This is a genomic window from Halochromatium sp. NSM3, from assembly GCF_059621085.1.
On the sequence record NZ_JCAQIA010000001.1, the window covers coordinates 217667 to 243172 of the forward strand.

Genomic DNA, 25506 nt, shown 5'->3' on the forward strand with positions numbered 1-25506 from the left:
CAGTGGCATTCATCGAACTAAGCGCCGTCACGGTGCTGTTTCCCATCTACGACGCCGCGCGCGGCTCCTTGAAGAGCACCCTCTTCGGTGGTGGCGCCGACAGCGGAACCGGCGGCGAGGTGGTCGCCGAGGGTCGCGCGCGAGCAGTGACCGGTATCCGCGCCCTGGACCAGATCGATCTACGGCTCGAGCATGGCGACCGCCTCGCCTTGATCGGCCACAACGGCGCGGGTAAGAGCACTCTGCTGCGCGTGCTGGCCGGTATCTACGAACCGGGCACGGGTTCCGTCCAGATCGAAGGCACGCCGGTGCCGATGTTCAATATCACCCTCGGCATGGACATGGACAGCACCGGCTACGAGAACATCGTCCTGCGCGGACTGTACCTGGGCCTCACGCGCCGCGAGATCGACGACAAGGTCGACGAGATCGCCGACTTTTCCGGCCTGGGCTCGTTCCTGGGCCTGCCCATGCGCACCTACTCGACCGGCATGCGCATGCGCCTCGCCTTCTCGGTATGCACCTCGATTCGCCCCGACATCCTGCTCGTCGACGAGGGGCTAGGCACCGGTGATGCCGCCTTCATTGAAAAAGCCCAGGCGCGGATCACGCGCTTTTCCGAGGAGGCCTCGATCCTGGTCCTAGCGGCTCACAACCCGCCCTTGCTGCGCCAACTGTGCAATAAGGCCCTGCTGCTCGAGCACGGGCGAATTACCAAGACCGGTACCGTTGACGAGGTACTGGGTTACTATCATGGGCGATAGCCTGGTCGCGCATTGGGGGCGTTACTGGTCGCGCGCACGGCAGGTGTTGGCCACCGAAGGCTGGCCAACGCTGCTCGGCAAGATGAGGCGGCGGCTGCGCACGACCCCGGCTAGAATTTGTGCGCGGCCGGTTCTGCCGGCGGTGCCGTTACCCTACCGCCCACTGGTCTTTCAGCCCGGCGTGCCGCCAGCGGTATCGATCATCATCCCCGTCTACAACGGCTATGCGCACACCTACCGCTGTCTGAGCGCGCTACAGTCACATGCGACCAGGGTCGGCTTCCAAGTCATCGTCGTCGATGACGCCTCCAGCGACGAGACCGCCGAAGAGCTTGCTCGCGCGAGCGGGCTGACGGTGCTGCGCAATCCTCGCAACCTCGGGTTCGTCGGCACCTGTAACTGTGGCGCGGCGGCGGCGGAGGCCCCGCTCCTGGTGTTTCTCAATAACGACACCCTGGTCCAACCCGGCTGGCTCGACGCGCTGGTCGACGGTTTCGCGGCCCTGCCCGAGGCCGGCATCATCGGCAGCCGTCTCATCTACCCGAGCGGTCGTCAGCAAGAGGCCGGCGCCATCCTGTTCCGCGATGGCTCGGCTTGGAACTATGGCCACCTCGACGACCCTGGCCGACCCGAGTACAGCTACCTGCGTGAAGTCGACTACGTCTCCGGAGCCGCCCTAGCCATCCGTCGCGAGTTGTTCCTGCGTCTCGGCGGCTTTGACGAAGCCTTCGCACCCGCCTACTACGAAGACGCGGATTTGGCCTTTCGGGTGCGGGCCAGCGGTGCCCGTGTCTATTATCATCCGTTGGCCTGGGTGGTCCATCTCGAAGGCAGCAGCTGTGGCACCGATGAGCATGAGACCACGGGCCTCAAACGCTATCAGCGCGCCCACCAGCAGGTGTTCGAGCAGCGTTGGCGCGAGGTCTTGAGCGCCCATGGCGCGCGCGGCGAGGCGCTGGAGTTGCAGAAGGAACGCTATGTACGCCGCCGCGCGCTGATCGTCGACACCTACATGCTGACCCCAGACCGGGAATCCGGCTCGCTGCGGATGGCCAACCTGCTGACCCTATTGCAGGAACTCGGCTTCAAGCCTACCTTCGCTGCGCTTAACCTAGAAGCGCCCGAACCCTATGTCTCGAGGTTGCAGCAGCGTGGGATCGAGGTGCTCTATCGTCCCTACGTCAAGTCCCTGAGCGGCTATCTCAGGGCTTGGGGCAGCCTCCATGACCTAGTCATCCTGAGTCGGATCGAGGCGGGCAGCCGGCTGCTGGAGCCGGTGCGGCGGCATTGCCCACGGGCGCAGCTGCTCTATGACACCGTCGATCTGCACTTCCTACGCGAGGCGCGCCTAGCGACCTTGACCGGAAGCGCCTCGGCGCGCGCCGCCGCCGAGCGGCGCAAGCATCAAGAGCTGGACCTGATCCGGCGGGCTGATCTGGGGCTGGTCGTCAGCCCTTATGAGCGAGACCTGCTCGCGCATGAGCTGCCGGGGGTCGATGTGCGGGTGCTCTCGAATATCCACGCCCTGCGCGGACGCCAACGCGGCTTCAGCGCGCGGGCTGGTCTGCTCTTCGTCGGCGCCTTCGCCCACCCGCCGAATACCGATGCCATCCTCTGGTTCTGTCGCGAGGTGCTGCCGTTGGTGCTGCTGGAAGAACCGGCCTTGCACTGCTCGATCATCGGTGCCGACCCACCGCCACGGGTGCGCGCCTTGGCCTCGGCGAATGTGCGGGTGCTCGGGCATGTGCCGGATCTGGAGCCCTATCTCGATGGCTGCCGGCTCGCGCTGGCGCCGCTTCGCTATGGCGCTGGCGTCAAGGGCAAGATCAGCATCAGCCTCGCCTCGGGGCTGCCAGTGGTGGCGACCCCGGAGGCCGCCGAGGGCATGGCCCTGGTGCATCGCGAGTCGGCCCTGATCGCGGCAACGCCGGCGGAGTTCGCCTCGGCGTTACTTGATGGATACAGGGACTCAGCCCTCTGGCATCGCCTCTCCGAAGGCGGTCTGGCGGTCATGGAGCAACAGTTCGGCTTCGCTACGGCCCGCAAGGCACTCGCCGCCATCGTCGGTCTAGGTGAATCGGAGGCCGAGCCGGTATGAGCCGTCCGCCCTCTCCCCAGCATGAGGGCGTTGGCACGCAACTCAGCGTGATCATCGTCAACTTCAATGCCGGCTCGCTGTTGGCCAAGGCCGTCGAGGCCGTGCTGACGTCCTACGACTCGGTGCAAGTGTTGGTCAGCGACAACGGCTCCAGCGATGACAGCCTGTTACGCCTCGAGGAGCGCTGCGACCATGATCTGCGCCTTGGCATCATTCGCAACCGCGCGAACCTGGGGTTCGCGCGCGCCAATAATCGAGCCTTGGAGCAGGCCGTGGCGCCCTATCTATTGTTCTTGAATCCAGACTGTCTCGTCGGACCCCATACCCTAGAACGGATGCTGCAATTCATGGAAGAACAACCAGATGTCGGCATGGCCGGCTGCGTCACGCGCAACCCAGACGGCTCGGAGCAGGTCGCGAGTCGGCGGGTCATTCCCAATCCTTGGATTGCCTTGCTGCGTTTCACCGGCCTGCACCGGCTCTGGCCAGGGTTAGCGTCCAGACTCGGTGTCGAAATCCTCGATCAAGCGCTCCCACTGCAGCCGACGCGGGTGGATGCCATCTCAGGCGCCTTCATGTTGGTGCGCCGAAGCGCGCTCGCAGAGGTCGGACCTCTGGACGAAGGCTACTTCCTCCACTGCGAAGACCTCGACTGGTTCGTGCGCTTCGTTCAGGCCGGCTGGGCGATCTACTTCGTGCCCGATGCCGATGTCATACATTACAAAGGCACCTGCAGCGTCGGCCATGGGCTGTCCGTGGCCTGGCACAAGCACCGGGGCATGAGTCGCTTCTTTCGTAAATTCCAAGCCCGAGACTATGTCCAGCCGTTCCGACTGCTCATCTACGCGGGCATCTGGCTCCATTTCGGTCTGTGGCTCGTCCTGCAGCCGTTTCGGTGGGCATGGAAAAAGGCGACAAAGCGGTGATCCCCGAACGTCCAGCAACACAGCCTTGGGCTGGTATGCCAGTGCTGGTGACCGGCGGAACCGGGCGGATCGGTCGTTACCTGGTGCGCACCCTGATCGGTGCTGGCGCCCACGTCAGCGTCCTCACGCGCGACCCCGGGCGGGCAGCATGCCTGTGGCCGGAAACGAATGTCCGGCTTCTCCAAGGCGACCTGTGCCAACCGGAGACCTTGGCTCGGGTGCTCCAGGGCGTTGATGGGATCTTCCATCTCGCCAGTCCATCCGCGATCAGCGGCGACCGCTTCAGCCTGACCGAGCACTCGACGACGCATCAAGACGTCACCGCCGAGGGCACGGCCTATCTCCTCGACGCGGCCCTGAACGCATCGGTCAAGCGGCTCCTGTTCGTCAGCAGCGTCAAGGCCATGGGAGAGACGACCGATGCTCGCTCCGGGTCGGTCGACGAAACCAAGCCCGCAGCGCCGACGTCCGAGTACGGCCGTGCCAAGCTTGCCGCCGAACAGCGTTTGCTAGCGGTGAACAGGGATGACTTCGCCGTTTCTATCTTACGCCTGCCGATGGTCTACGGGCCGGGAATCGACGGCAATGTAGCGCGGATCGTTGCCGCCGTCGCCAGGCACCGATTCCCACCCTGGCCTCGGCGCATCAACCACCGCAGCGCGATCCATGTAGAGGATGTGGTCACTGCGGCGTTGCTCGCAGCGGAGCACCCCAACGCGGTTGGCCGACTGTTTCTGGTGACCGATGGCATGGCCTATTCCACCCGCTGGATCTACGAGCAAACCTGCCTCGCCCTCGGCCGGCCGATTCCGAGCTGGACGGTACCCTTATCTGTGCTGCGGGCCGCAGCTCGGCTGGGCGCAGTCATCGAACGCAGCAGTGGGCGCCCGATGCCGCTGACCCCGGAGACGCTGCGGAAGCTCACAGCCGATGCCTGGTACGACGCCAGCGCGATTGGTGCCAATTTAGGCTTCTCACCGCAGTATGGGCTTGGCGAGGAAATACGGCGACTCGCGAATGATTGCTGATTCCAGTTTTAGCTCACTATCTGGACTGTCAGCCGGTGGTTGTTAAGATGTTGCGACCCCCATGCTGAATCGTCTGATTTTCGGCGCCGAGGCCCTACTCGGTCCACAAAGCGGGATCGGCACCTATGGCTGGGCGCTCTATCGCGGTATCACCCAGCAACGGCCTGAGCTGCGGCTAGAGCGAGTGGCAAGCGGCCGTCTCTTGACGGAGGGCGCCGCCAAGCGACCTCTGGCCCCAGCATCGATCCGCCGACTCTTACATACCATCCCGGGCTATGCGCGCGTGCGAGGTTTGTTGATCCCTTATGCCCCCGGATCAGCCTCTCGGCACTGGCGGCGGCTCAGTCTGCGCCCGCCGTCGGGCAGTCTGTATCACGAGCCAAATTTCGTGCTGCGTCCCTTCGCTGGTCCCAGCGTGGCCACCATTCATGATCTGGCTTGGCTCCACTATCCGCAGACCCTCAAGCCCGAGACGCGCCGCATCATGGAAAGCGGCATGCCGCAAACGCTCGCGCGCGCGGATTTGCTGCTGACGGTGTCGGCGTTCGTGTGCAATGAGCTGATTGAACAGCTCGGGGTAGCACCGGAGCGTATCCGAGTAACACCCAACGGGGTCGATGCACGCTTCCATCCGCGCGGCCCTGATGAGACTGCGGCGGTATTGCGGCGCTATCAGTTGTCCCATGGCAGCTATTTGCTTGCGGTTGCGACTCCGGAGCCGCGTAAGAATCTGCGCGCGCTGGTGCAGGCGTTCGCTGGCTTGCCCGCCAGTCTTCAGGCCCGCTATCCGTTGGTGTTGGTGGGCGGCCATGGCTGGGGTGATGCGCTGCAGGCCGAGGCGGAACCTCTGCAGCGGCGCGCGCTGCTGCGTCGGCTTGGTTATGTGGCGGAGGCCGAGCTGCCAGCGCTCTATGCGGGTGCTTTTGGTTTTGCGTTGCCATCGCTGTACGAGGGTTTCGGCATCCCGATCCTCGAGGCCATGGCCAGCGGAGTGCCGGTGCTAACCTCGGCGGTCTCCGCGCTGCCCGAGATTGCCGGTGACGCGGCCCTCTTGGTGGACCCGCTAGATGTCTCGGCGATCAACACCGGCCTGCGTCGTTTCGTCGAGGATGAGCCACTGCGCCAGCATGCTATTGCGGCCGGTCTGCAGCGAGCACGGCACTTTTCCTGGGAGCACACCGTGGCCAAAACCCTCGCCGCCTATGATTCGGTCATGGCATGGGTATAGACGGCAGGGATTAGCCGCACACGGATGGTAGCGCAGAGCGATAACGGATCGTCACAGGAGCGCAACCTTATCGTCATCATTGATGCGTACTCTTGAAGGGCTTCTACTAGCCACCCTTGATCAAAAGGTAGCCACCGATGATCTTCAAGATAAAACACCTCGCGCTCCTGACCAGCGCCGCAACGCTTGCGACCGGTTTCTCCGCTGCAATGGCAGACGGCCATAACAGCTCCTATGAATCCGAAATTCAAGACGCCTTCATTGCCTATTATGGCCGGCCAGCAGACCCGGAAGGTCTGAAATACTGGGCCAACATTCTGACCCAGATGGGGGGTAACCTCGACACGGTCATCGATGCTTTTGGCAACTCTCCCGAGTTTCAAGAGCGTTATGGCGCCTTGAATCAAGCTGATCTCATCAATGGGCTCTATCAGCAGGCATTTGGCCGCAATGCCGATGAGACGGGACGTGCGTTCTACCTGGATCTGCTGAACGGCACCAATAACTCGGGCTTGAACGAGGGGGGACGGCAGACGACTTTGGCCGCGATTGCGCTTGATATTCTGAACGGCGCGACGGGCGTTGACGCGGATGTCATTGCGAATCGCGGTGAGGTCGCGGAGTATTTCACGGCAACCGCCGAAGCGCTCTGCAGCCGTTACGACATGAATGCCGCGACTGCACTGCTGGCTGGTGTCACGGGTACCTCTGGCGCTGCAGATGCGGCCAAAGCCGAAGCCAACGATGAGTTGTCGGCAAGCGCCGAGGAGCTTTGCTTCGCTAGCGTCCCGGTGCCGAAAACCGACGCCGAGAAGCGCGCTATCCTCGCCTCTGATGAGGTCCGAATCGGCGCGGATAGCTACGCCATTGGCTTCCATACCATCGCGCGCAGCGGCGATCAGATCGGTACCGGCACTTTTGGTCAGGTCTTCGGTATGAACGGCGATCCGCTCATCATGGAGGATGGCTCGCTCAAGATTTCGATCGATAATGACTTCTCGTCACTGATCCCGCACGGCGACAAGCTGTTCGCGGTCTCCGGGTTCGAGTACGAGCCTGGCGCCGTCTACGTCACCGAGCTTGATCAAGATCCGATCAGCGGCCTGCTGCAACCGCTTGACACCAAGCCCATCGACGCGACCCCACTCGGTCTGTTCTGGCAGCACTGCGCTGGCAGCGTCACGCCTTGGAATACCCACCTGGGCAGTGAGGAGTACGAGCCGAATGCACGCCTCTGGGATCCGGCCACGGGTGAACTGAACCAGAGCGACTGGAATCGCTTCGTGCGCGGTTTCACCAGCCCAACCGACCCGACTCCGTATAACGTCGGTTTCGTGACCGAGGTCGCCATCACTGATGACAACATGGGTGCCGGCACCTTTGCCGAGAATGTCGCCATCGCTAAGCATTACGCGATGGGTCGGTCTGCGGTCGAACTCGGTTACGTGATGCCCGATCAGCGGACCGTCTATATTTCTGACGATGGCACCAATGTCGGCCTCTGGCGCTTCGTGGCCGATAATGCCGGCGATCTCAGCAGCGGCACCCTGTATGCCGCCAAGTGGGTCCAGACCGGAACTGAGAACGGCGGCAGCGCCAATATCGAGTGGATCAACATGGGTCCAGCGACGGCAAGCCAGGTCAAGAGCCTGATCGATTCGCGCATCACCTTCGATCAGATCTTCGATGCCGTCGACCCGGTCAACGACCAGTGCCCGGCTGGCTACAGCTCGGTCAATACCACTTGGGGCCACGAGTGCCTGATGTTGCGCGACGGTATGGAGGTCGCTGCCTCGCGGCTCGAGACTCGCCGCTACGCGGCCATGCTTGGTGCGACCACCGAGTTCCGCAAGATGGAGGGCATTACCCACAACCCGGAGACCAACACCCTCTACATCGCGATGAGCGAAGTCAATCAGGGCATGGAGGACTTCATGCGCGGGGGAGAGCCACGGGATTCCTATGATGTGGGTGGCCCGAACCACATCCGCCTGCCGTTCAACCACTGTGGCACCGTCTACGCCTTGGACCTGACCGACGACTATGTTGCGACCAACATGTATGGCCTGGTCTCGGGCCGCATGACCCAGGCCGATGATCCTAACAGCCCGATCCCGGCCTACGCCGAGGATGGTCCGTTCGTAAACAACAGTTGTGACCTGAATGCAATCGCAAATCCGGACAACATCACCTTCATCCCCGGCTATGCAACGTTGATCATTGGCGAAGATACCGGCAGCGGGCATCAGAACGATGTGATTTGGGCCTACAACCTGAACACCGAGCGGCTGACCCGCATCCAGACCACGCCTTATGGTTCGGAGACGACCTCCCCGTACTTCTATCCCGACATCAACGGCTTCGCCTACATCTCGAGCGTCGTGCAGCACCCCTATGGCGAGAGTGACCAGGACATGCTGATGGAGGAGGACGAGGGACGCGCCTATAACGGCTACATCGGCCCGATGCCGGCGTTCCCGACCAATCCCTGAACGGCCCTTCCGGAACTCGCTCCCGGGTGCTGATCAAGCACAGTGATCAGCACAAGGGAGCACAGTGCGTCGGTGCACGAACCAAATCAGGCTATATCCACGATCAGGGCCTCGCACACACGAGGCCCTTTTTTCTTTCCGTTCCGCTATTGCGATCCTTGGAGAGCACGCATGTACCCGCTTGGCCATCGAGCCCATACCGCGAGCGCGCTTGGCGCCGGCCTAATCCTGAGCCTAGCGATGCCGAGTCCTGTCCTCGCTAGTGACCTGCTGAGTCGCAGCCTAGTCAACAAGGCTGCCTATATCCCGTCGCAGTGCTACACCAACACTATCGATCTTGATGGCGAAGTACATAATCCCTGCTACAGCTGCCATCAGGCCAGCGATGCCCCGAACTACTCGAACGACGACGATCTGCAGCTCGCCTACGACTTCGCGGCCTATGCCGAAATGAATCGTTGGACAAATCTCTTCGTTGATCGGAGCGCGGAGGTCGCCGCAATCAGCGACGAAGAGATGCACGCCTATATCAACGTCGACAATTATCGCGATGCCGATGGCAATCTGATCCTGGCCGACCGGCTGCGCAACCTGCCCGCTGAATGGGACTATGACGGCGATGGCCGCTGGAGCGGCTACACCCCGGATTGTTGGTTCGATTTCGACGCCGAGGGCTTCGATCGCGACCCGAGCGGTACCGATACCGGCTGGCGGGCCTTTGGCTACTATCCTTTTCTCGGCACCTTCTGGCCGACCAATGGCTCGACCGACGACGTCCTGATCCGCCTTCCCGAGTCGCTACGTCAGGATGACGCCGGTCAATACGATCGCGACATCTATACGCTCAACCTGGCCATCGTCGAGGCGCTGATCATGCGCAACGACGTCGCCATCGAGCCGACCGACGAGGTCGCGCTGGGGGTGGATCTGGACAAGGATGGCCAGCTCGGCACCGCGACCCAGGTTACCTACGACTGGGCGCCGCGCGAGGGCCGCGCCATGTCCTATGTCGGTCGCGGCAAGACCCTGCTTGAGAGTGGCGAGATCCATCTCGCGGCCGGGCTCTATCCAGAGGGGACTTCGTTTCTGCATAGCGTGCGCTACGTCGGCACCGATACCAATGGTGATACCGCGCTGACCCCACGCATGAAGGAGCTGCGCTACGGCAAGAAGCTGCGCTGGGTCGACTACTCGGCACTCGACGGCATCGTGCATGCCGACGAGGTCGAGAAATGGGCGTTCCCGGACCGCCTGCGCCAGCTTGCCGGCGATCTGGAGCACGGCATGAGCAACGGTCAGGGTTGGGTCTATCAGGGCTTCATCGAGGACGCGGATGGTCAGTTGCGGCCGCAGACCTACGAGGAGACCGCCTTTTGCATCGGTTGCCACGGCATCCTTGGCGGCACCACCGATACCACCTTCGCCTTCCCGCGCAAGCTCGATGCGAGTCATTCGCAGCAAGGGTGGTTCCATTGGTCGCAGCATGGGCTGCGCGGTATTCCCGAGCCCCTGACCGCCGACGGTGAGTACGAGTACACGCGCTATCTGCGCGAGAACGGTGCCGGCGACGAGTTTCGCGCCAATGCCGAGATCCGTGCGCGCTTTTTCAACCTTGATGGCAGCCTGCGGCCCGCCTCGGTGGAGGCACTGCACCAAGACCTGGCTGTGCTACTTTATCCTTCGCCAGGACGCGCCATGACCCTGAACAAGGCTTATCGCACCATCGTGCGCGAGCAGAGCTTCATCCATGGCCGCGATGCCACAGTACGTCCGCCGCTGAACGTGCACTGGATGGTGCCAACCGGTGAGCCTACCGGGATCCCTGAGGCGATCGACAATCAGCACTGAGGGGAGCACGAGCTTCCTCTGGCATGCAAAGCCCGCGAGCCGCCTCTTGGCGAGCGGGCGCGTAACTGCTCAGGCTATCCCAAAATAGTACTGTACAGAGCGACACACCTTAAAAGGGCTAGTAGATACACCCTCGCTCAGACATGAGCGTGCATGTGTTGGCGCTTGTGAACAAGCGTTAGCATAAATGTATCGGTTCATGGCTGGAATAGACTCCGGTGATCGATCGAGAAAGCAGACGTGGGCTCGCCATGCCTGGCGTGATGAGCACCATACAGCCTAAGCCGCGCCGTTCGGTACATCATCACGGTGAGATGTCCGATTGATGAACATTCGATGACCGTCAAGGGGTGGAAACCCTGAACCCGCACCGTTAACATCGGCGTGCCCGAACCAACAGCGCCGCGACTTCGTCAGCGCAGAACGGCGCAACGGTCAAACTCAGCCCTAGCCCTGGAGCCCCAGCAAATGCTGCCCTTGGATGTGATCATTGGGTTCGAGGAGCGCGCCATCCGGCCCTTCGCGTTCGATTGGGAATGCGTCCTTGAACAAGGCTATCGCTGTTTTCTTGGTTCCGAGAGCTGTGTGCTGGACATCGGCGGACATGCCGGGCGCCATGCCCGCGTCTTCGTCAACGAACTTCGCTGCCGTCAGGTCGTTATCTTCGAGCCCTTGACTGAGCAGCGCGATGCGCTGCAACGCGAGTTCGGGCGCGCGCCCGGTGTTCGTGTGCTGCCCTACGCGCTCTCCAGCGAGAGCGGGCGGATGGACTTCGTCGTCAACCAGACCGCTCCCGAGGAATCCGGTCTGCGCGAGCGCCTCTACAACGATCCCGCTGGCAAACGGCTCGAGACCATCGCCGTCGATGTCACAACGCTCGACGCCCTCGGTGAGCATATCGGCGAACGCCTTGACTACATCAAAATCGACACCGAAGGCGCCGAGATCGACATTCTGCTCGGTGCCGCTCAGACTCTGGCCAAGTTCAAGCCGATCGTCTCCGTCGAATATGGCCTCTCGTCCTATACCGCCTATGGCCACGACCGCATGACTCTGTACGAGACTGCCACCGCGCTTGGATACAGCATTTGCGACCTTTTCGGTAATCCCTTCGATCGCGAACAATGGGATAATGTCGTTGATCGCTTCTATTGGGACTATTATCTCGTCCCAAATAGCAGGATTTCCGACTTTCGGGGGCAACTTTGGGATGTTGTCTATCGCGAGCTGGAATCCCGCTGCACAAAAAACTTAGACAAGAAGAAGTCGATATTCGCAATGTAAAAAAGTAATCGAATATTTTCTATGCGTATTCAATACAATTTTTCTGAAAACAGCATCGTTCGCTACATTATTATTGGCTTGCACTAACAGCGTTTCTTCGGCGCGATTGATCGTGCCTTGCGGAAAAAGGCAAGAAGAGGCAGAATTAACACGTATGGAGCCGGGGAAACTTATTGTCTACCATCGCTCCATGTACGATGGTGAATTTATAACCGCGCGAAAATGGGATGGCTACTGCGAGATTCGTGATGAATTCTATATCTGCTCCGCTGGAGACAAGCACTAATAAAAGCGAAAATCCAGAGTTGTCCGTTGTTGTTCCTGTTTATAATGAGGAGAAGTCGGTATCACATTTGCTGTCTGCTATAGTTGTCACTGTCGAAAATCTGGTTTCGGCTTATGAGTTAATAATCGTGGATGACGGATCGGTGGACGGTACCGCTGATCTCCACTGATCGCAATCGCCGGACTAGGAATAGTAGCTGTTTTTATTTCAATTATTTTGATGATCCAAACCTTGATAAACTATTTCTTAGGAAATGCTGTTGCGGGCTTTACGACCGTACTTATAGCCATCTCGTTTTTTGGTAGCATAACGCTACTGTCGGTCGGCGTTGTTGCTCTGTATATCGCTAAGATCTACGACGAGCAGAAGGCTCGGCCCGTCTATGTCGTTCGCACTGAGCGACGTACAATGGACAGTCAGTTAGTCGAATGAACCTCCCACTCATCCTCCAGTTCACCCGCCAGGACCTCATTGACCGCTACGCCGGCTCGGTCCTCGGCGGGCTTTGGACCTTCATCCAGCCGCTGATCAACATGCTGGTGTTCATCCTCGTGTTCTCCCAGCTCATGGGCGCGCGCCTGCCCGAGATCAGCGGCAGCTTCAGCTACAGCGTCTACCTGATCGCTGGGCTGCTCGGCTGGATCGCCTTCGCCTCGACCCTCACGCGCACCACCACAGCCTTCCTCGACAAGGCCCACCTCATCAACAAGGTCCGGCTCGCGCTCTGGGGGCTGCCGCTGTCCATCGTGCTCAGCGATAGCATCGTGTTCCTGATCTCGATGGGCTTCTTCCTCAGTTTCCTGCTGCTGATCGAGCACCCCATCAGCCTCCACTATCTCTGGATACCGCTCATCTTCGTGCTGCAGCAGAGCTTCGCCTACGCGCTCGGCATGGTGCTCGCCATCCTCGGCGTCTTCCTGCGCGACATCCGCGAGCTGGTCACCGTGGTGCTGCAGGTCTGGTTCTGGCTCACCCCGATCGTCTACGTCTTCAGTATCATCCCCGAATCCATGCAGCCCTGGCTACGGCTCAACCCGATGTTCCCGGTGGTCGATGCCTACCATTCCGTCGTCCTGCTCAACGCCAACCCGCAGCCGCTGGGTCTCATCCTGCTGGCCGCTGCCGCCGCCCTGCTGTTCGCTCTCGGGCGCTGGCTGTTCACCCGCCTCGAGCGCGACATCCGCGACCTCATCTAAATCCTATGATCGAAGCCATTGGTCTCACCAAGACCTTCAAGCTCTACCACAACCCCTCCGATCGACTGCTCGAAAGCCTGCTGCGCAAGCCACGCCACCGCCGCCATACCGCGCTGGAGGACATCTCCTTCCGGGTCGAGCACGGTGAGACCCTCGGCATCCTCGGTCGCAACGGCGCTGGCAAATCCACCCTGCTCAAGCTGCTGATGGGCGTACTGCTACCCGATCGTGGCGAGCTGCGCCTCAGCGGCAAGCTCACCGGCCTGCTCGAACTCGGCACCGGCTTCGACACCGGCCTCACCGGCCTGCAGAACATCGAGCGCAATGGCCGCCTGCTCGGCATGAGCAGCCAGGAGATCGGCGCCCGCCGCGACGCCATCATCGCCTTCTCCGAGCTGGGCGACTACATCGCCGAGCCGCTGCGCACCTACTCCTCCGGCATGACCATGCGGCTGGCCTTCGCCATCGCCATCCATGCCGATCCGGCCTGCTTCTTGGTCGACGAAGCGCTCTCGGTCGGCGATGCCCACTTCCAGCAAAAATGTATCCGTCGCATTAAACAATTCCGCGACAACGGCGGCAGCCTCATCTTCGTCTCGCACGATCTCAACGCCATCAAGCTGCTCTGTGATCGCGCCATCGTCCTCGAACAAGGCCGCCTCATCGCCGCCGGCACCCCTGAGACCGCCGTCAACGACTACAACCGCCTCATCGCCGGCCTCGACGATGAGCCCATGGCCATGCGTATTGGTGCGAGTGCTGGTGCTGACGCCGAGCACGGCACTGGCTACGGCAACCTTGCCCTCGAGATCACCCACGGCGAACTCCAAGGCGACGACTCTGGCAGCCACATCGTCAGCGCCGGCGAACCGGTCCGCGTGCGTCTGCACATCGCCGCTCATCAGAGTCTCGATGAGTTCACGCTCGGCATCCTCATCCGCGACCGCTTCGGCCAAGACGTCTTCGGCACCAACAGCCACTTCCTCCAGTACCCACTCGCCGCGCGCGCCGGCGAAGCCCAGGTGGTCGAACTGCGCTTCCCGATGAACCTTGCGCCTGGCCAATACACCCTCACCGCCGCGTTGCACAGCGCCCACAATCACCTGCAAGACTGTTACCACTGGTGCGATAATCTGCTCCGCTTCGAGGTCGCCGGCATCATCGGCCCGGTCTTCTACGGCGTTGCCCGCCTCGAGCCGCAGATCAGCGCGAGCGAGGTAGCGGCGTCATCCGCCCATCACCCGAATCTCGCTGCTGTATGAATCAAGAACACCCCGGCGCCCATCCGCCCCTGGATGTCGACGCCCTGATTGCGCGCATCAAAGCGGAAGCCGCTGCAGGCGTTGAGGAGGCAACCTCTAACGCAGCCCCGGCCGTTACCGCCGCAGTGGCCGCTCGCCCAGGGTCAGGCGTCGGGTCAAACAGGCAGCCAACCGTCGACACAATGCCAAACCCTGGGGCGGCATCGGAGGCGGTCTCCAGCCTCGGCATCCTGCTCAGCCCGCTCGACCACGACGGCTTTCTCGCCCAGGCCTATCAGCACCTGCTCGGCCGCGCGCCCGATCCAGCCGGAATCGGCAGCTATCGGCCTTACCTCAGCCGAGGCGGCAGCCGGCTGCTGGTGCTCTATGCACTGCGTTATTCGGTCGAGGGTAAGGCGCATGCCCGTAGCCTAAGTGGCTCCTTCGCGGCGCGCCCGCCGCTCGACAAACCTGCTCCCTGGCGCTGGCTCTATCGCCTGATGCCAGTGAAACGGGTGCTGGGTCCACTCTTGCGCGGCGCCGAGCGGCGCTATCTGAGGCGGCATCCCGAGGTCTTCGCGCACCGCGTCCAGCAGCAACTGACCCAACAGCAGACGGCGCTGGCGCAACAGCTCGAACAGATGCGCCAGGAACACTCCGCGCGCGCCCAAGCCCATGAAGCCGAGCTGGCCGATCTGCGCGAGAACCATGGCCACCTCGCCGAGCGCACACTCGCCCTCGAGACCGAAGGCGAACGACTGCGCGGCCAGGGCGACTATCTGACGGAGCGCGCCCAAGTGTTCGAGACGCACGTCCAGCACATCCCGCAACTCCAGACCGAACAGCAGCACCTGCGCGGCGACCAGCGTAACCTCGCCGAACGCGCGCTGGCGCTCGAGAGCGAAACCGCCAAGCTGCGCGGCGGTGGCGAATGGCTGCAACGGCAACTCGACGACGCCAAAACAACCCTCGAGAACCTCAACAACCTAGCCACCGATGCCCGCGACGCCATCGGCAGCGAAGTCGCCCGCCGCGAGCGCCTGAGCAAGGATCTCGACTTCATCCGCAGCGACCTGATCTACCACCGCAGCCAAGCTCAGGAACTGCTCCAAGCCCTACGCGCGGCTCAGGAGTCCCTGCCCACGCCCGGCAGTCAGCCCGCACCAAACGCCGCCGAATCATCGCCAAACACCGTCGAGCCGCCCCGATCTGCAACGCTGCAACAGGCCATCGCGCACACCGCCGACGACCGCCTCGACGCCTACTATGTCGCCTTCGAGGAGGAATTCCGTGGCGCCCCCGAGCAGATCCGCGCCACGCAAGAGGGCTATATCGCTGAATTGCAAGCCGCCGCCGTCGTCACCTCGGACGCGCCCGTGCTCGACCTCGGCTGCGGCCGCGGCGAATGGCTCGCGCTGCTCGCCGAGCACGGCCTTAGCGCCCAAGGCATCGACACCAACGCCGTCATGGTTGAGCGCTGTCGCTCGCAAGGGCTCAAGGCACGCTGCGAAGACGCCCTCGTCGCCCTCCAGTCCCTGCCCGACGCCGCCCTCGGCGCCGTCAGCGCCTTCCACCTCATCGAGCATCTGCCGTTCGCCGTGCTGCACGCGCTGCTCGAGCAGGCCCACCGCGCGTTGCGCCCCGGTGGCGTGCTCATCCTCGAGACCCCCAACCCCGAGAACGTCCTCGTCGGCAGCCACACCTTCTATCACGACCCGACCCATCGCAACCCGATGACGCCGACCGCCACCCGCTTCCTGGTGCGCTATCTCGGCTTCACTGACCCCGAGATTCGGCGCTTGCATCCCTATCCCGACAGCGCCAAGGTGCCCGGCGACGACCCGCTCACCGAGCGCGTCAACGGCCACCTTTGCTGGCCGCAAGACTTCGCTATCATCGCTCGCAAGCCAGCACCCAGCCGCGCCAAGAAGAACCAATGAGGGTCCTGGTCACCGCCAACATCACCCCCTTCCTGCACGGCGGCGCCGACTACCACATCGAAGGGCTCACCGCCGCGCTTCAGGCCCAGGGCCACGAGGCGCTGTGCCTGCGCCTGCCGTTCAACTACCACCGCCCGCGAGACATCGGCGCCCTCATGACCTTCTGCGACGGCCTCGACCTCAACCAGCCCAACGGCCAGCGCGTCGACGCCCTCATCAGCCTGCAATTCCCGGCCTACGGCGTGCGGCACGACAACCACCGCCTCTGGCTCATGCACCAGCACCGCAGCGCCTACGAACTCCACGACCCGGCCCAGGCCAGCGCCGAGGACAGCGCCCTGCGTGCGCGCATCCACGCCTTCGACGACCAAGCCATCGGCCGCATCCCGCGCCGCTTCGCCAACTCCGGGCGCGTCGCCGAGCGCCTGCGCCAATACAATGGCCTCGAGGCCGAACCGCTCTACCATCCGCCGCACGCCGCCGAGCGCTTCCACGGCGCCGAGGCCCAGGGCTACCTCTTCTTCCCCTCGCGCTTCGAGACCCTCAAGCGCCAGGAACTGCTCATCCGCGCCGCCGCCCAGGTGCGCTCACCGGTGGTCTTCCTGCTCGCCGGCGACGGCGGCCAGCGCCCGCACTGCGAGCAGCTCATCGCCGAGCTGGGCGTCGGCGCGCGCGTGCGCCTGCTCGGGCGCGTCAGCGAGGCCGAAAAACGCGCCTACTACGCCCACAGCCTGGCCGTGTTCTACGGCCCGCGCGACGAGGACTACGGCTACGTCACCCTCGAGGCCATGCTGTCATCGAAGCCCGTGATCACCTGCACCGACGCCGGCGGCCCACTCGAGCTGGTGCGCCACGAAGTCACCGGCCTCATCGTCGAACCCACGCCCGAGGCCATCGCCGCCGCCACCGATCGCCTCTACCGCGAGCCGGCCCGCGCGCGCGCGCTCGGCGCCGCCGGCCACCAACGCTATCACGCACTCGACATCAGTTGGCCGCAGGTGGTGACCAGGCTGCTCGCCTGATGATACCCAGCCTGCAGCCCAAGCCCTAACCCCGGATTCAGCCCGACCGTAAAGGACTCGACACTCGTGAAGATCGCCCTCGTTGCCCCCAGCGCCGTCCCCTTCCTCGTCGGCGGGGCCGAAAAGCTCTGGTGGGGCCTGCTCAGCGCCATCAACCAACACACCGAACACCACGCCGAACTCATCAAGCTGCCTAGCGCCGAGCACGATTTTTGGAGCCTGATCGCCAGCTACCGCGCTTTCAGCCAGCTCGACCTCGAGCACTTCGACCTCGTCATCAGCACCAAATACCCGGCCTGGATGGTCGCCCACCCCAACCACGTCTGCTACCTGCAGCACAAACTGCGCGGCCTCTACGACACCTACCATTTCAGCCAACTGCCGACCGCGCTGCCGCGCCTGCCAGAGGCCCTGCAACCGCTGCGCGCCCTGCTCGAGCACAGCTGCGGCGAGCGCGCCGAACTCGAGCCGCTGTTCGCCGAACTCGAACGCCTGCGCACCGAGGTCGCGCCAGCCAGCCCCGCGCTCGCCAGCCCCGCGCTCGCCAGCCCCGCGCTCACTGATCCGGCAGCCGCTGCTTCGGCCTGCGCCGACCCAGCGCTGGCCGAGTATTTCCGGCTCCCCAGCCCCCTGGTGCGGCGTATCGTCCATGTACTCGACAACATCGGCCTCGCCCCCGGCGCCATCCGCCGCTACCTGGCCATCTCGCGCACCGTCGCCGAGCGCGCCGACTACTTCCCGCCCGGCGCCGAGGTCAAGGCCCTGCATCACCCCTCCGACCTGCCGCGCGCCGAGTGCATCGGCTACCAAGACATCTTCACCGCCAGCCGGCTCGACCATCCCAAGCGCCTGCACCTGCTCATCGACGCCTTCCGTCAGGTCGAGACCGAGCGCCACTTCCGCATCGCCGGCACCGGCCCGGCCGAGGCCGAGCTGCGCGCACGCGCTGCCGGCGACCCACGCATCCAGTTCCTCGGCCACATCAGCGACGATCAGATCATCACCGAATACGGCCGCGCCCTGTTCGTGCCCTTCGTCCCCTACGACGAGGACTACGGACTCATCACCCTGGAAGCGATGCGCGCCGCCAAGCCCGTGCTCACCAGCACCGACGCCGGCGGCGTCAACGAACTCGTCGAGCACGGGCGCACCGGCTACAGCGTGGCCCCCGAGCCTGAGGCGCTCGCCGCAGCCATGCGCTGGCTGCTGGCCGACTCCGCCGCCACCCAAGCGATGGGTGAGCGCGCGCGCGCGCGAGTAGCCGGCATCGACTGGCCGCACACGCTCGAAGTGCTGCTGCGCACGCCGGTTCCGCTAGTACGGACAGCCGTTCGAGCACAAGAGCAAAAGGCTTGTCAGACACAGACAGGGGGGCCGCGAGGGATTCATTCGCCTAGGCAAGCACCAGCGCAGAACCGCGCTCAGCGTCAGCTTAAACCTCGGCCCCAAATCGTCGTCGCCGTCGACTTCCCGGTTTATCCACCGCGCGGCGGTGGTCAGGCGCGCATCTACCATCTCTATCGCGCGCTCGCCGAGCAGGCCGACTGCACCCTCGTCAGCCTCTGCGACGACCCCGCCAGCGCCGGGCGCCATGAACTCGCCCCCGGCCTCGTCGAACAGCGCATCGCCAAGAGCCACGCCCACCGGCAGGCCAGCGCCGAACTCGACGCCGAACTCGGCGTCTCGGCTGGCGACATCGCCACCCTACTGCATCAGCACAAGACGCCCGCCTATGCCGAGGCGCTCGCCAGCGCCGCCGCCGACTGCGACCTGCTCATCGCCTCCCATCCCTATCTCTACCCCAGCATCGCGCCGCTCAAACCCGCGCGCCTGTGGTATGAAGCCCACAATGTCGAATGGGACATGAAGCGCGCCGTGCTCGGCGCCGGCAGCAGCGGCAGCACCAGCCATTACCTAGACCAAGTCGCCGACACCGAGCGCGCCCTCTGCCACGACGCCGAGCAGATCCTCGTCTGCACCCAGGCCGACGCCGCGCGCCTTGCCGAATGCTACGGCATCGAACCCGCCCGCTGCCGCGAGGTTCCCAACGGCGTCGACACCCGCGCCGTCACCTTCACCGATCCGCAAGCCCGCCAGGCCGCGCGCCGGCGCCTCGGCCTCGGCGCGCGCCGCACGGCGCTGTTCATCGGCAGTTGGCACCAACCCAACATCGAGGCCGTCGAGGCGCTCAAGCCCATCGCCGCGCAACAGCCGGGCATCGATTTTCTCATCGTCGGCAGCGTCTGCGCGCATCCGCTCATGCAGGGCCGCCCGGCCAACCTGCACGCGCTCGGCGTACTCGCCGATGCCGAACTCGCCTGCCTGCTCGCCGCTGTCGATCTGGCGCTCAACCCCGTCACCAGTGGCTCCGGCACCAACCTCAAGATGCTCCACTACGCCGCCGCTGGGGTGCCCATCCTCAGCACCCCGTTCGGCAACCGCGGGCTCGCCTTCATCGACGGCGAGCATCTCTGGTGCGCCGAGCTGGCCGCATTTCCCGCAGCCCTGGCGCGGTTCGCGCGCACGCCGGCCGCCGCCTGGGCCACACGCCTTCAGGCCGCCTTGCGCCTGACCCAACAGCATTACGACTGGCGCGCCATCGGCGAGCGCCTACTGCACCGGCTCTGAGCACGGCGCGGTGGTGCTTGTTGTAGATATGTGCGCTCGCACAAGGAAACTCCCTTAGTGTAAGATCATGCGGCGCATCAGCCGTTAAGCCGCCTCTTTATCAGTGAATTCTAGCTCGATGCCACCAACTGTTGTGTTTGTGTTTCAGCTTGACTTTTTTGCATCACGGACGATACTAGCATTGCCCCGTAAAGTTCGTGCTTCAGCACTTACTGCCGACTATAGTGATTGGCTTAGCGGGGCTAGCGTGATACTTTTGCATTGGCTAAAACACAGCGAGCAGTATCGCGCGGCACCTTCACCAGCCCCGACGCAGAAGCTCAAGCGCTCAATCCTTCATCCTTCAGCTCCAACTACCCCTGACTGAACCCGACCTAGCGTTACACAGGAGAACGAAGAAATGGCAAGCCAAGACTCCATGATTGCCGTCCAACAGATGTATGTCGCCTACTACGGACGCCCCGGTGACCCGGGCGGCGTCGAGTTTTGGGCCACCAAGATCGACGAGGGCGAAAGCAGCATCGGCGACGTGCTCAACGCCTTCGGCAGCTCCGCCGAGTATCTCAACAACTTTGCTGCTTACCTCGACGACGACGGCCAGCTCGACGACGCCGCTGGTGCCATCACTCAGCTCTACCAGCAGATGTTCAACCGCGACCCGGAGGAGGCCGGTCTCAACTTCTATGTCGATCTGCTCGAGAGCGGTGCCTCGTCGCTGGCCCAGATTGCCGCCGACATCGCTAACGGCGCCAAGAGCGAAGACGCCCCCGATCTGAAGGTTCTCAACAACAAGATCGATCTCTCGCTCTACTTCACTGGCCAAGTCGCTGCCGAGGGTCGCCGTTTCACCGGTGACGACATCACCGACGCCCAGGCCATCCTGAGCGCAGTCGACGAGACCAATCAGAGCATGGCCGATGCGCGCGCTGCCTCCGACGCGCTGATCGCGACCATGGCCGGCGGCGAGCCGATCCCGACCGTGCTGACCCTGACCCAGGGCGCCGACAACCTGCAGGGCGCCGACGGCGTTGACAACACCTTCGAGGCCCCGGTCACCCAGAACGAGACTGGCTCCGGTCAGTTGGCCAACACCTTCGAGACCGGCGACGTGCTCGACGGCGGTGCCGACAGCCTCAACACCCTGCGCGCCGACCTGATCGACACCGGCACCATTGGCGATGGTTTCCAAGGCGCCGCCATTTCGGCCACCACCAGCAACATCCAGAACGTCTTCCTGCGCGCGCAGACGCGTCGGGTCGATACCGCCGACAACACCACCGATCCATCGACCGTCGATGCCGAAAAGATGCAGGGCGTCGAGCAGTGGTGGACCGACGGCAGCCGCAGCGACATCCGCATCGAAGACATCCGCACCGTGCCCATGGACACGGTCTTCGGCATGCGCTCGACCGATCCTTCGGTGGATTACGAGGCCTACTTCAATCCGCTCTACATGGAAGGCCTGATCGATACCGAATCGGTTCTCTCGCTGTTGATCCAGCAGGTCGACGAAAACGGTAACCTGGTGGTTGGCGCCGAACTCGAGAACATCACCGTGCGCGAGGTCAACTTCGACCTTGGCGGCGAATCCTTCACCCTCGCCAACGACGCCATGCGCGCGGCCAACACCTGGGCCGAGCTGGAAGTCGCCATGACCGAGGCCCTGGAAGAAGTCGGCCTCGGCGGCCTGAGCATCACCGATGCGGGTAGCGGCCTGTTCGTGATCGAGGATCCCGAGGGGCGCGCCTTCGCGGCTGAGGCCCAGGAAGCCCTGATCTTCGGCGCCGCTTCCGACATCGACGTGCGCAACCGCGTTGAAGTGGGCATCATCGACGAGGACGGCCCCACCGAGACCACCCTGGTGCTCGACGGCGCCGGCAACGGCTCGCGCGGCGGCAGCGTCAACCTGGCCGCGATGTCCGGTGACCGCGGCATCGAGGTGATGGACGTCATCGTCGACCGCGCCAGCCACATCACCTCCCTGTCCTCGGTCAACAGCCCCAACACCAGCGGGCGCTCCTTCGACACCGAGAACCAGCTCGAGGAGGTCTACGTTAGCCACTTACTCGACGGCGCCCAGGGTGAGCTGCAAATCGGCTCCCGCACCGTAACCTCCGATGGCGAGTCCACCACCACCGACGATCGCCTGGTCAACAATGGGCTGACCGATGTGCGCGTGTTCGATGCCTCCGGCTTCGTCAGCCCGATCAAGCTCGGCGCCAGCCTGACCGACGAGGTCTTCAACAAGTACCTCGACCCGGCCGAGGGTACCGTTCAGTTCAGCTACCTGCTCGGCGACGGCGGCGACAACCTGAGCCTTGATGTCGACCCCAACGTCTCGCGCGACGTCGACTTCGCGCTCGACATCGTCGGCGGCCTCGGTGACGACCGCATTAACCTCACCGGCATGGTCGTCAAGAGCACCATCGACATCGATGGCGGCGACGGCATCAACACCGTCTCGGTCGACAGCACCACCGCAGATGACGTGGTCGCACGTTCCAACTTCGGCGAGTTCGTCAACATCAACGCCTTGGTCGTGGAAGGCGCGAACGACACCACGCAGGACGTCGTCACCGGCAACCTCGGTGGTCTAAGCGAGATCGTCGTCGCCACCTGGCTGCAGCCACAGAATGTCCCGCCGCTGCCACCCTTGACGCCGCAGCAGCGGGCGGTTGACACCACGCTGAGTAATCTGGAGCCGGAGACAACCGTCATCGTCAGCGGCGAGAACCAGACCCTGGGCAACGCCAACAGCGACAGCGATCAGTTCTTCGGCACGATCGCGATCGACGGCTCGATGGAAAGCAACCAGCTTGTCACGCTGTACAACACGGCCCGCTTCGACGGCCAGTTGGTGGTCAACGCCCTGAGCATCGACCGCAACGACAGCAACGCCAATCCGCTCAGCGAGGTCGACACCATCACCATCGACTCGCAGGCCCGCCTCGACCGCGAGCAGTCCAATGCCGTGTCCAACCTGTTCGCCGGCAGCGCGCGCGAGGTCATGCTCATCGGCGACAAGGATCTCGGCATCAACGTGCAGGAGCTGGCCCAAAAGCCGACCAACACGGCCATCGAAAAGCCGCTGACCGTCGACGGCTCCGAGCTGGAGGCCGACCTGACCCTGGGCTTCAACGCCGCCCTGAACCAGGAAGGCAACGATGACAACCTGATCGGCACCGACAACGAGAACGACAGCCTGGTGCTGCATGGCAACATGGGCACCGACCTGGAGGAAGGCGAGGCCTTCAACGCCAGCGTCGCGGGCTTCGAGCATGTCCAGTTCGGCTACCGGGCCGGCCTCGACGTGGCCAGCGCACTAGGCGTTGCCGGCGGCGCCGCGCGCGTCGCCTCCGGGATCTACGATGCCGGCGGCGATTCGGGCGTGAGCACCTACCAGATCGCCAACATCACTCCCGGTGGCGTGCAGCTGGAGAACCTGAGCAGCAACATCGACGTCATCCTCGGCGAGGCGAGCACGAACCCGGCCGCTACTAATAGCCAGATCCTCGGCGGGCCGATCACGCTCAACGGCAGCGGAGATCAAACCGTCATCAACATCCAGGTGCTCGAGGAGATCGCGTCCAGCGGACTGCGGGCCATCCGCATCAACGAGTACAGCACCATCAATGTCGATGTCGATCACGCTGCATCAGACTTCGCCCCCGGCGAACGCTTGGGCTTAACCCTGATCATCGACCCCGTAGCCCGTGCCGACGAAGACATCAGCACCGATGCGAACAACCTCAACATCGACGCCCAGGTTGGCGTTGATCTGCGGGCTTCGCAATTCGTCGATGGGCTCGACATCACCACCGGCAGCGGTGACGACCTCATCAGCATGGTCAGCGCGACTAACCTGACCGTCGATGCCGGGGCTGGCGCCGATGTCTTCTACTACGAAGGCTTCGACGACTCCCCCACCGGTGAGCGCGATACGATCCTCAACTTCACCTCGAGTGGGGAAGAGGCCGACAGCCTTGACGTCTCGCAAGTCGTCGCCAATCTGCAGGCCACGCTCGGCTTCCAGTTCTTCACCTTCCTCGGCTCCGTGAGCGGCACCGATGGTGACGTCAACCGCAAGTTCAACGAGCTGAGCACCGGTTTCGGCAACGACGTCCTCAAGGCGCTGTACGACACCGACCGTGGCGAGCTGTTCTTCGACACCAACGGCAATGGCCAGATCGCCGGTGCCGACGGCGCGGATCTCTCTATCAAGATGCCTGCGGTCAGCGGCATGTCCAATGGCAACTTCGTCGCCGAGGATGCCGCCGGAGACTCCATCACGGCCGAGTCCTTCAGCCTGCGAGCGCTTTTGGGGCTCACTCCGGAGGAAGTCGCCGACCTGCCTTACATCGTCCTGGCCGACTCGGCCGAGAACCTGCTCGCCAATAACCCCGCCACGCTCAATGGCGTTGCCCGCACCACCAACAACGAAATCGTTGTGACCGGTGACCCGACCGAGCAGCAAAAGCTCGACCTCGAGGCATTTGGCCTTGCGAACGGCTTCGGCGTTCTCTTCCAGATCGACGCCGATCGTCCAGAGCCGCCGGTGCCGCCGGTGGAAGGCATCCTGGTCGGCGAGGCCATCGAATACACCGCCGTCGATGGTGAAGAAGACCGCTTCGTCATCGACATCTCCGGCTCGCCGGAGGACGAGGTGTTCGGCCCTGGCTTCGATGGCACCGCCGAAATCCTCAACTTCAACGCGGATGAAGACACCCTGGTATTCAGGAATGTTGGAGACAGCGAGATCACCATCGATGATATCCTCGCCGCGAGAGGGTTCAACGTGAACCAAAACGTGTTCGAGGATCAACTCGACTATCTCTTCAACATTGATCCAGCCGGCAACGAGTCCACCATCGAGGTCAGTGGCGTAGGCGCGCAGAGCGTCGACTTCATCGAAGTGGTGTAGCCGTCCGCGGTAACCAGCAATGCCGGGCTTCCCGCACGGGAAGCCCGGCGCGTAACCGAAGCAAGACCTGCAATCGCATACAGAGGAAACGGCAATGGCTGACAATATTCGTTTTACCAACGGACCTGACGACATCCTCATCTCCGCAGCTGACAGCAACTACTTGGGTCTGGGCGGCGATGACACCTACATCATCTCCCCGGACTTCGTTCAGGCCGGCGACACGATCAACATCAACGACACCCTGGGCGCCAACCGCGTTGAACTCGTCGGCGGCCTGGAGATTGCCTCCTCGCAGCTCGCCACCCTGGCCGACGGCACCAGTCAGCTCTTCCTGACCCTGAGCAACGGCACCAACATCCTCATCAACGGCGCCAACGGCTTCGGCTTTGACGTCGGCGGTGCCATCGGCGGCGTCGGCGCCACGCCGCAGACCTTCGAGGAACTGGTCACTCAGACCCTCGGCTACGCCGCCGTGCCCGCGCCCGGCGCGCCAGCGGTGCGCAACGACACCCCCGTCGATATCGGCGACACCGAGATCTTCACTGTCGTCGAGGCGCAGGACCTGCGAGCCGCTGGCGACCTGCCGGAAGACTACGTCATC

At 63.4% G+C, this 25506-nt stretch carries 16 protein-coding genes; all 16 read left to right on the forward strand.

The window, feature by feature from the left end:
• Positions 1-2: 2 nt before the first annotated feature.
• Complete coding sequence (locus AC54T3_RS01065; RefSeq protein WP_496621621.1) at positions 3-764, forward strand: ABC transporter ATP-binding protein; 762 nt, start codon at positions 3-5, stop codon at positions 762-764.
• Positions 754-2862 (forward strand): glycosyltransferase, encoded by a 2109-nt coding sequence (locus AC54T3_RS01070; protein ID WP_496621622.1) that lies wholly within the window; start codon positions 754-756, stop codon positions 2860-2862. The genes AC54T3_RS01065 and AC54T3_RS01070 overlap by 11 nt, the downstream gene beginning before the upstream one ends.
• Positions 2859-3788, forward strand: coding sequence for a glycosyltransferase family 2 protein (locus AC54T3_RS01075; RefSeq protein ID WP_496621623.1), 930 nt, complete (start codon positions 2859-2861; stop codon positions 3786-3788). Before AC54T3_RS01070 ends, AC54T3_RS01075 begins: the two co-directional genes overlap by 4 nt.
• The gene (locus tag AC54T3_RS01080) at positions 3785-4816 is read left to right on the forward strand and encodes an NAD-dependent epimerase/dehydratase family protein (RefSeq protein WP_496621624.1); all 1032 of its coding nucleotides are present in this window, start codon (positions 3785-3787) and stop codon (positions 4814-4816) included. Before AC54T3_RS01075 ends, AC54T3_RS01080 begins: the two co-directional genes overlap by 4 nt.
• Before the next feature lie 61 nt (positions 4817-4877).
• The gene (locus tag AC54T3_RS01085) at positions 4878-6044 is read left to right on the forward strand and encodes a glycosyltransferase family 4 protein (RefSeq protein WP_496621625.1); all 1167 of its coding nucleotides are present in this window, start codon (positions 4878-4880) and stop codon (positions 6042-6044) included.
• A gap of 137 nt (positions 6045-6181) precedes the next feature.
• A complete protein-coding gene (locus AC54T3_RS01090) occupies positions 6182-8536 on the forward strand; it encodes an alkaline phosphatase PhoX (protein WP_496621626.1) in 2355 nt (784 codons plus the stop codon).
• 171 nt (positions 8537-8707) lie between these two features.
• Positions 8708-10384: an Aq_1262 family (lipo)protein gene (locus AC54T3_RS01095; RefSeq protein WP_496621627.1), complete on the forward strand. Its 1677-nt coding sequence runs from the start codon at positions 8708-8710 to the stop codon at positions 10382-10384.
• 585 nt (positions 10385-10969) lie between these two features.
• The gene (locus tag AC54T3_RS01100; protein ID WP_496621628.1) at positions 10970-11668 is read left to right on the forward strand and encodes an FkbM family methyltransferase; all 699 of its coding nucleotides are present in this window, start codon (positions 10970-10972) and stop codon (positions 11666-11668) included.
• Between the two features lie 248 nt (positions 11669-11916).
• Positions 11917-12123: a glycosyltransferase gene (locus AC54T3_RS01105; RefSeq protein ID WP_496621629.1), complete on the forward strand. Its 207-nt coding sequence runs from the start codon at positions 11917-11919 to the stop codon at positions 12121-12123.
• 259 nt (positions 12124-12382) lie between these two features.
• Positions 12383-13150 carry an ABC transporter permease gene (locus AC54T3_RS01110; protein ID WP_496621631.1) on the forward strand — a complete coding sequence of 256 codons (768 nt, stop codon included), beginning with the start codon at positions 12383-12385 and terminating at the stop codon, positions 13148-13150.
• A 5-nt stretch (positions 13151-13155) separates the two neighbouring features.
• Positions 13156-14412 carry an ABC transporter ATP-binding protein gene (locus tag AC54T3_RS01115; RefSeq protein ID WP_496621632.1) on the forward strand — a complete coding sequence of 419 codons (1257 nt, stop codon included), beginning with the start codon at positions 13156-13158 and terminating at the stop codon, positions 14410-14412.
• A gap of 182 nt (positions 14413-14594) precedes the next feature.
• Positions 14595-16331, forward strand: coding sequence for a class I SAM-dependent methyltransferase (locus tag AC54T3_RS01120; RefSeq protein ID WP_496621634.1), 1737 nt, complete (start codon positions 14595-14597; stop codon positions 16329-16331).
• Complete coding sequence (locus tag AC54T3_RS01125; protein ID WP_496621636.1) at positions 16328-17353, forward strand: glycosyltransferase family 4 protein; 1026 nt, start codon at positions 16328-16330, stop codon at positions 17351-17353. Before AC54T3_RS01120 ends, AC54T3_RS01125 begins: the two co-directional genes overlap by 4 nt.
• Positions 17354-17419: 66 nt before the next feature.
• Positions 17420-19981 (forward strand): glycosyltransferase family 4 protein, encoded by a 2562-nt coding sequence (locus tag AC54T3_RS01130; protein ID WP_496621637.1) that lies wholly within the window; start codon positions 17420-17422, stop codon positions 19979-19981.
• Positions 19982-20381: 400 nt separating this feature from the next.
• On the forward strand, positions 20382-24902 hold the full coding sequence (locus AC54T3_RS01135) for a DUF4214 domain-containing protein (RefSeq protein WP_496621639.1): 4521 nt from the start codon (positions 20382-20384) through the stop codon (positions 24900-24902).
• A gap of 94 nt (positions 24903-24996) precedes the next feature.
• On the forward strand, positions 24997-25506 hold a 510-nt coding region (locus tag AC54T3_RS01140), incomplete at its 3' end, for a hypothetical protein (RefSeq protein WP_496621640.1).

What these genes read in the sequence shown, in the direction of transcription:
- AC54T3_RS01070 (WP_496621622.1), top strand. Translation starts at nt 754, where the DNA reads ATGGGCGATAGCCTGGTCGCGCATTGGGGGCGTTACTGGTCGCGCGCA.
- AC54T3_RS01075 (WP_496621623.1), top strand. Translation starts at nt 2,859, where the DNA reads ATGAGCCGTCCGCCCTCTCCCCAGCATGAGGGCGTTGGCACGCAACTC.
- AC54T3_RS01085 (WP_496621625.1), top strand. Translation starts at nt 4,878, where the DNA reads ATGCTGAATCGTCTGATTTTCGGCGCCGAGGCCCTACTCGGTCCACAA.
- AC54T3_RS01090 (WP_496621626.1), top strand. Translation starts at nt 6,182, where the DNA reads ATGATCTTCAAGATAAAACACCTCGCGCTCCTGACCAGCGCCGCAACG.
- AC54T3_RS01095 (WP_496621627.1), top strand. Translation starts at nt 8,708, where the DNA reads ATGTACCCGCTTGGCCATCGAGCCCATACCGCGAGCGCGCTTGGCGCC.
- AC54T3_RS01105 (WP_496621629.1), top strand. Translation starts at nt 11,917, where the DNA reads ATGAATTCTATATCTGCTCCGCTGGAGACAAGCACTAATAAAAGCGAA.
- AC54T3_RS01110 (WP_496621631.1), top strand. Translation starts at nt 12,383, where the DNA reads ATGAACCTCCCACTCATCCTCCAGTTCACCCGCCAGGACCTCATTGAC.
- AC54T3_RS01115 (WP_496621632.1), top strand. Translation starts at nt 13,156, where the DNA reads ATGATCGAAGCCATTGGTCTCACCAAGACCTTCAAGCTCTACCACAAC.
- AC54T3_RS01120 (WP_496621634.1), top strand. Translation starts at nt 14,595, where the DNA reads ATGCCAAACCCTGGGGCGGCATCGGAGGCGGTCTCCAGCCTCGGCATC.
- AC54T3_RS01125 (WP_496621636.1), top strand. Translation starts at nt 16,328, where the DNA reads ATGAGGGTCCTGGTCACCGCCAACATCACCCCCTTCCTGCACGGCGGC.
- AC54T3_RS01135 (WP_496621639.1), top strand. Translation starts at nt 20,382, where the DNA reads ATGGCAAGCCAAGACTCCATGATTGCCGTCCAACAGATGTATGTCGCC.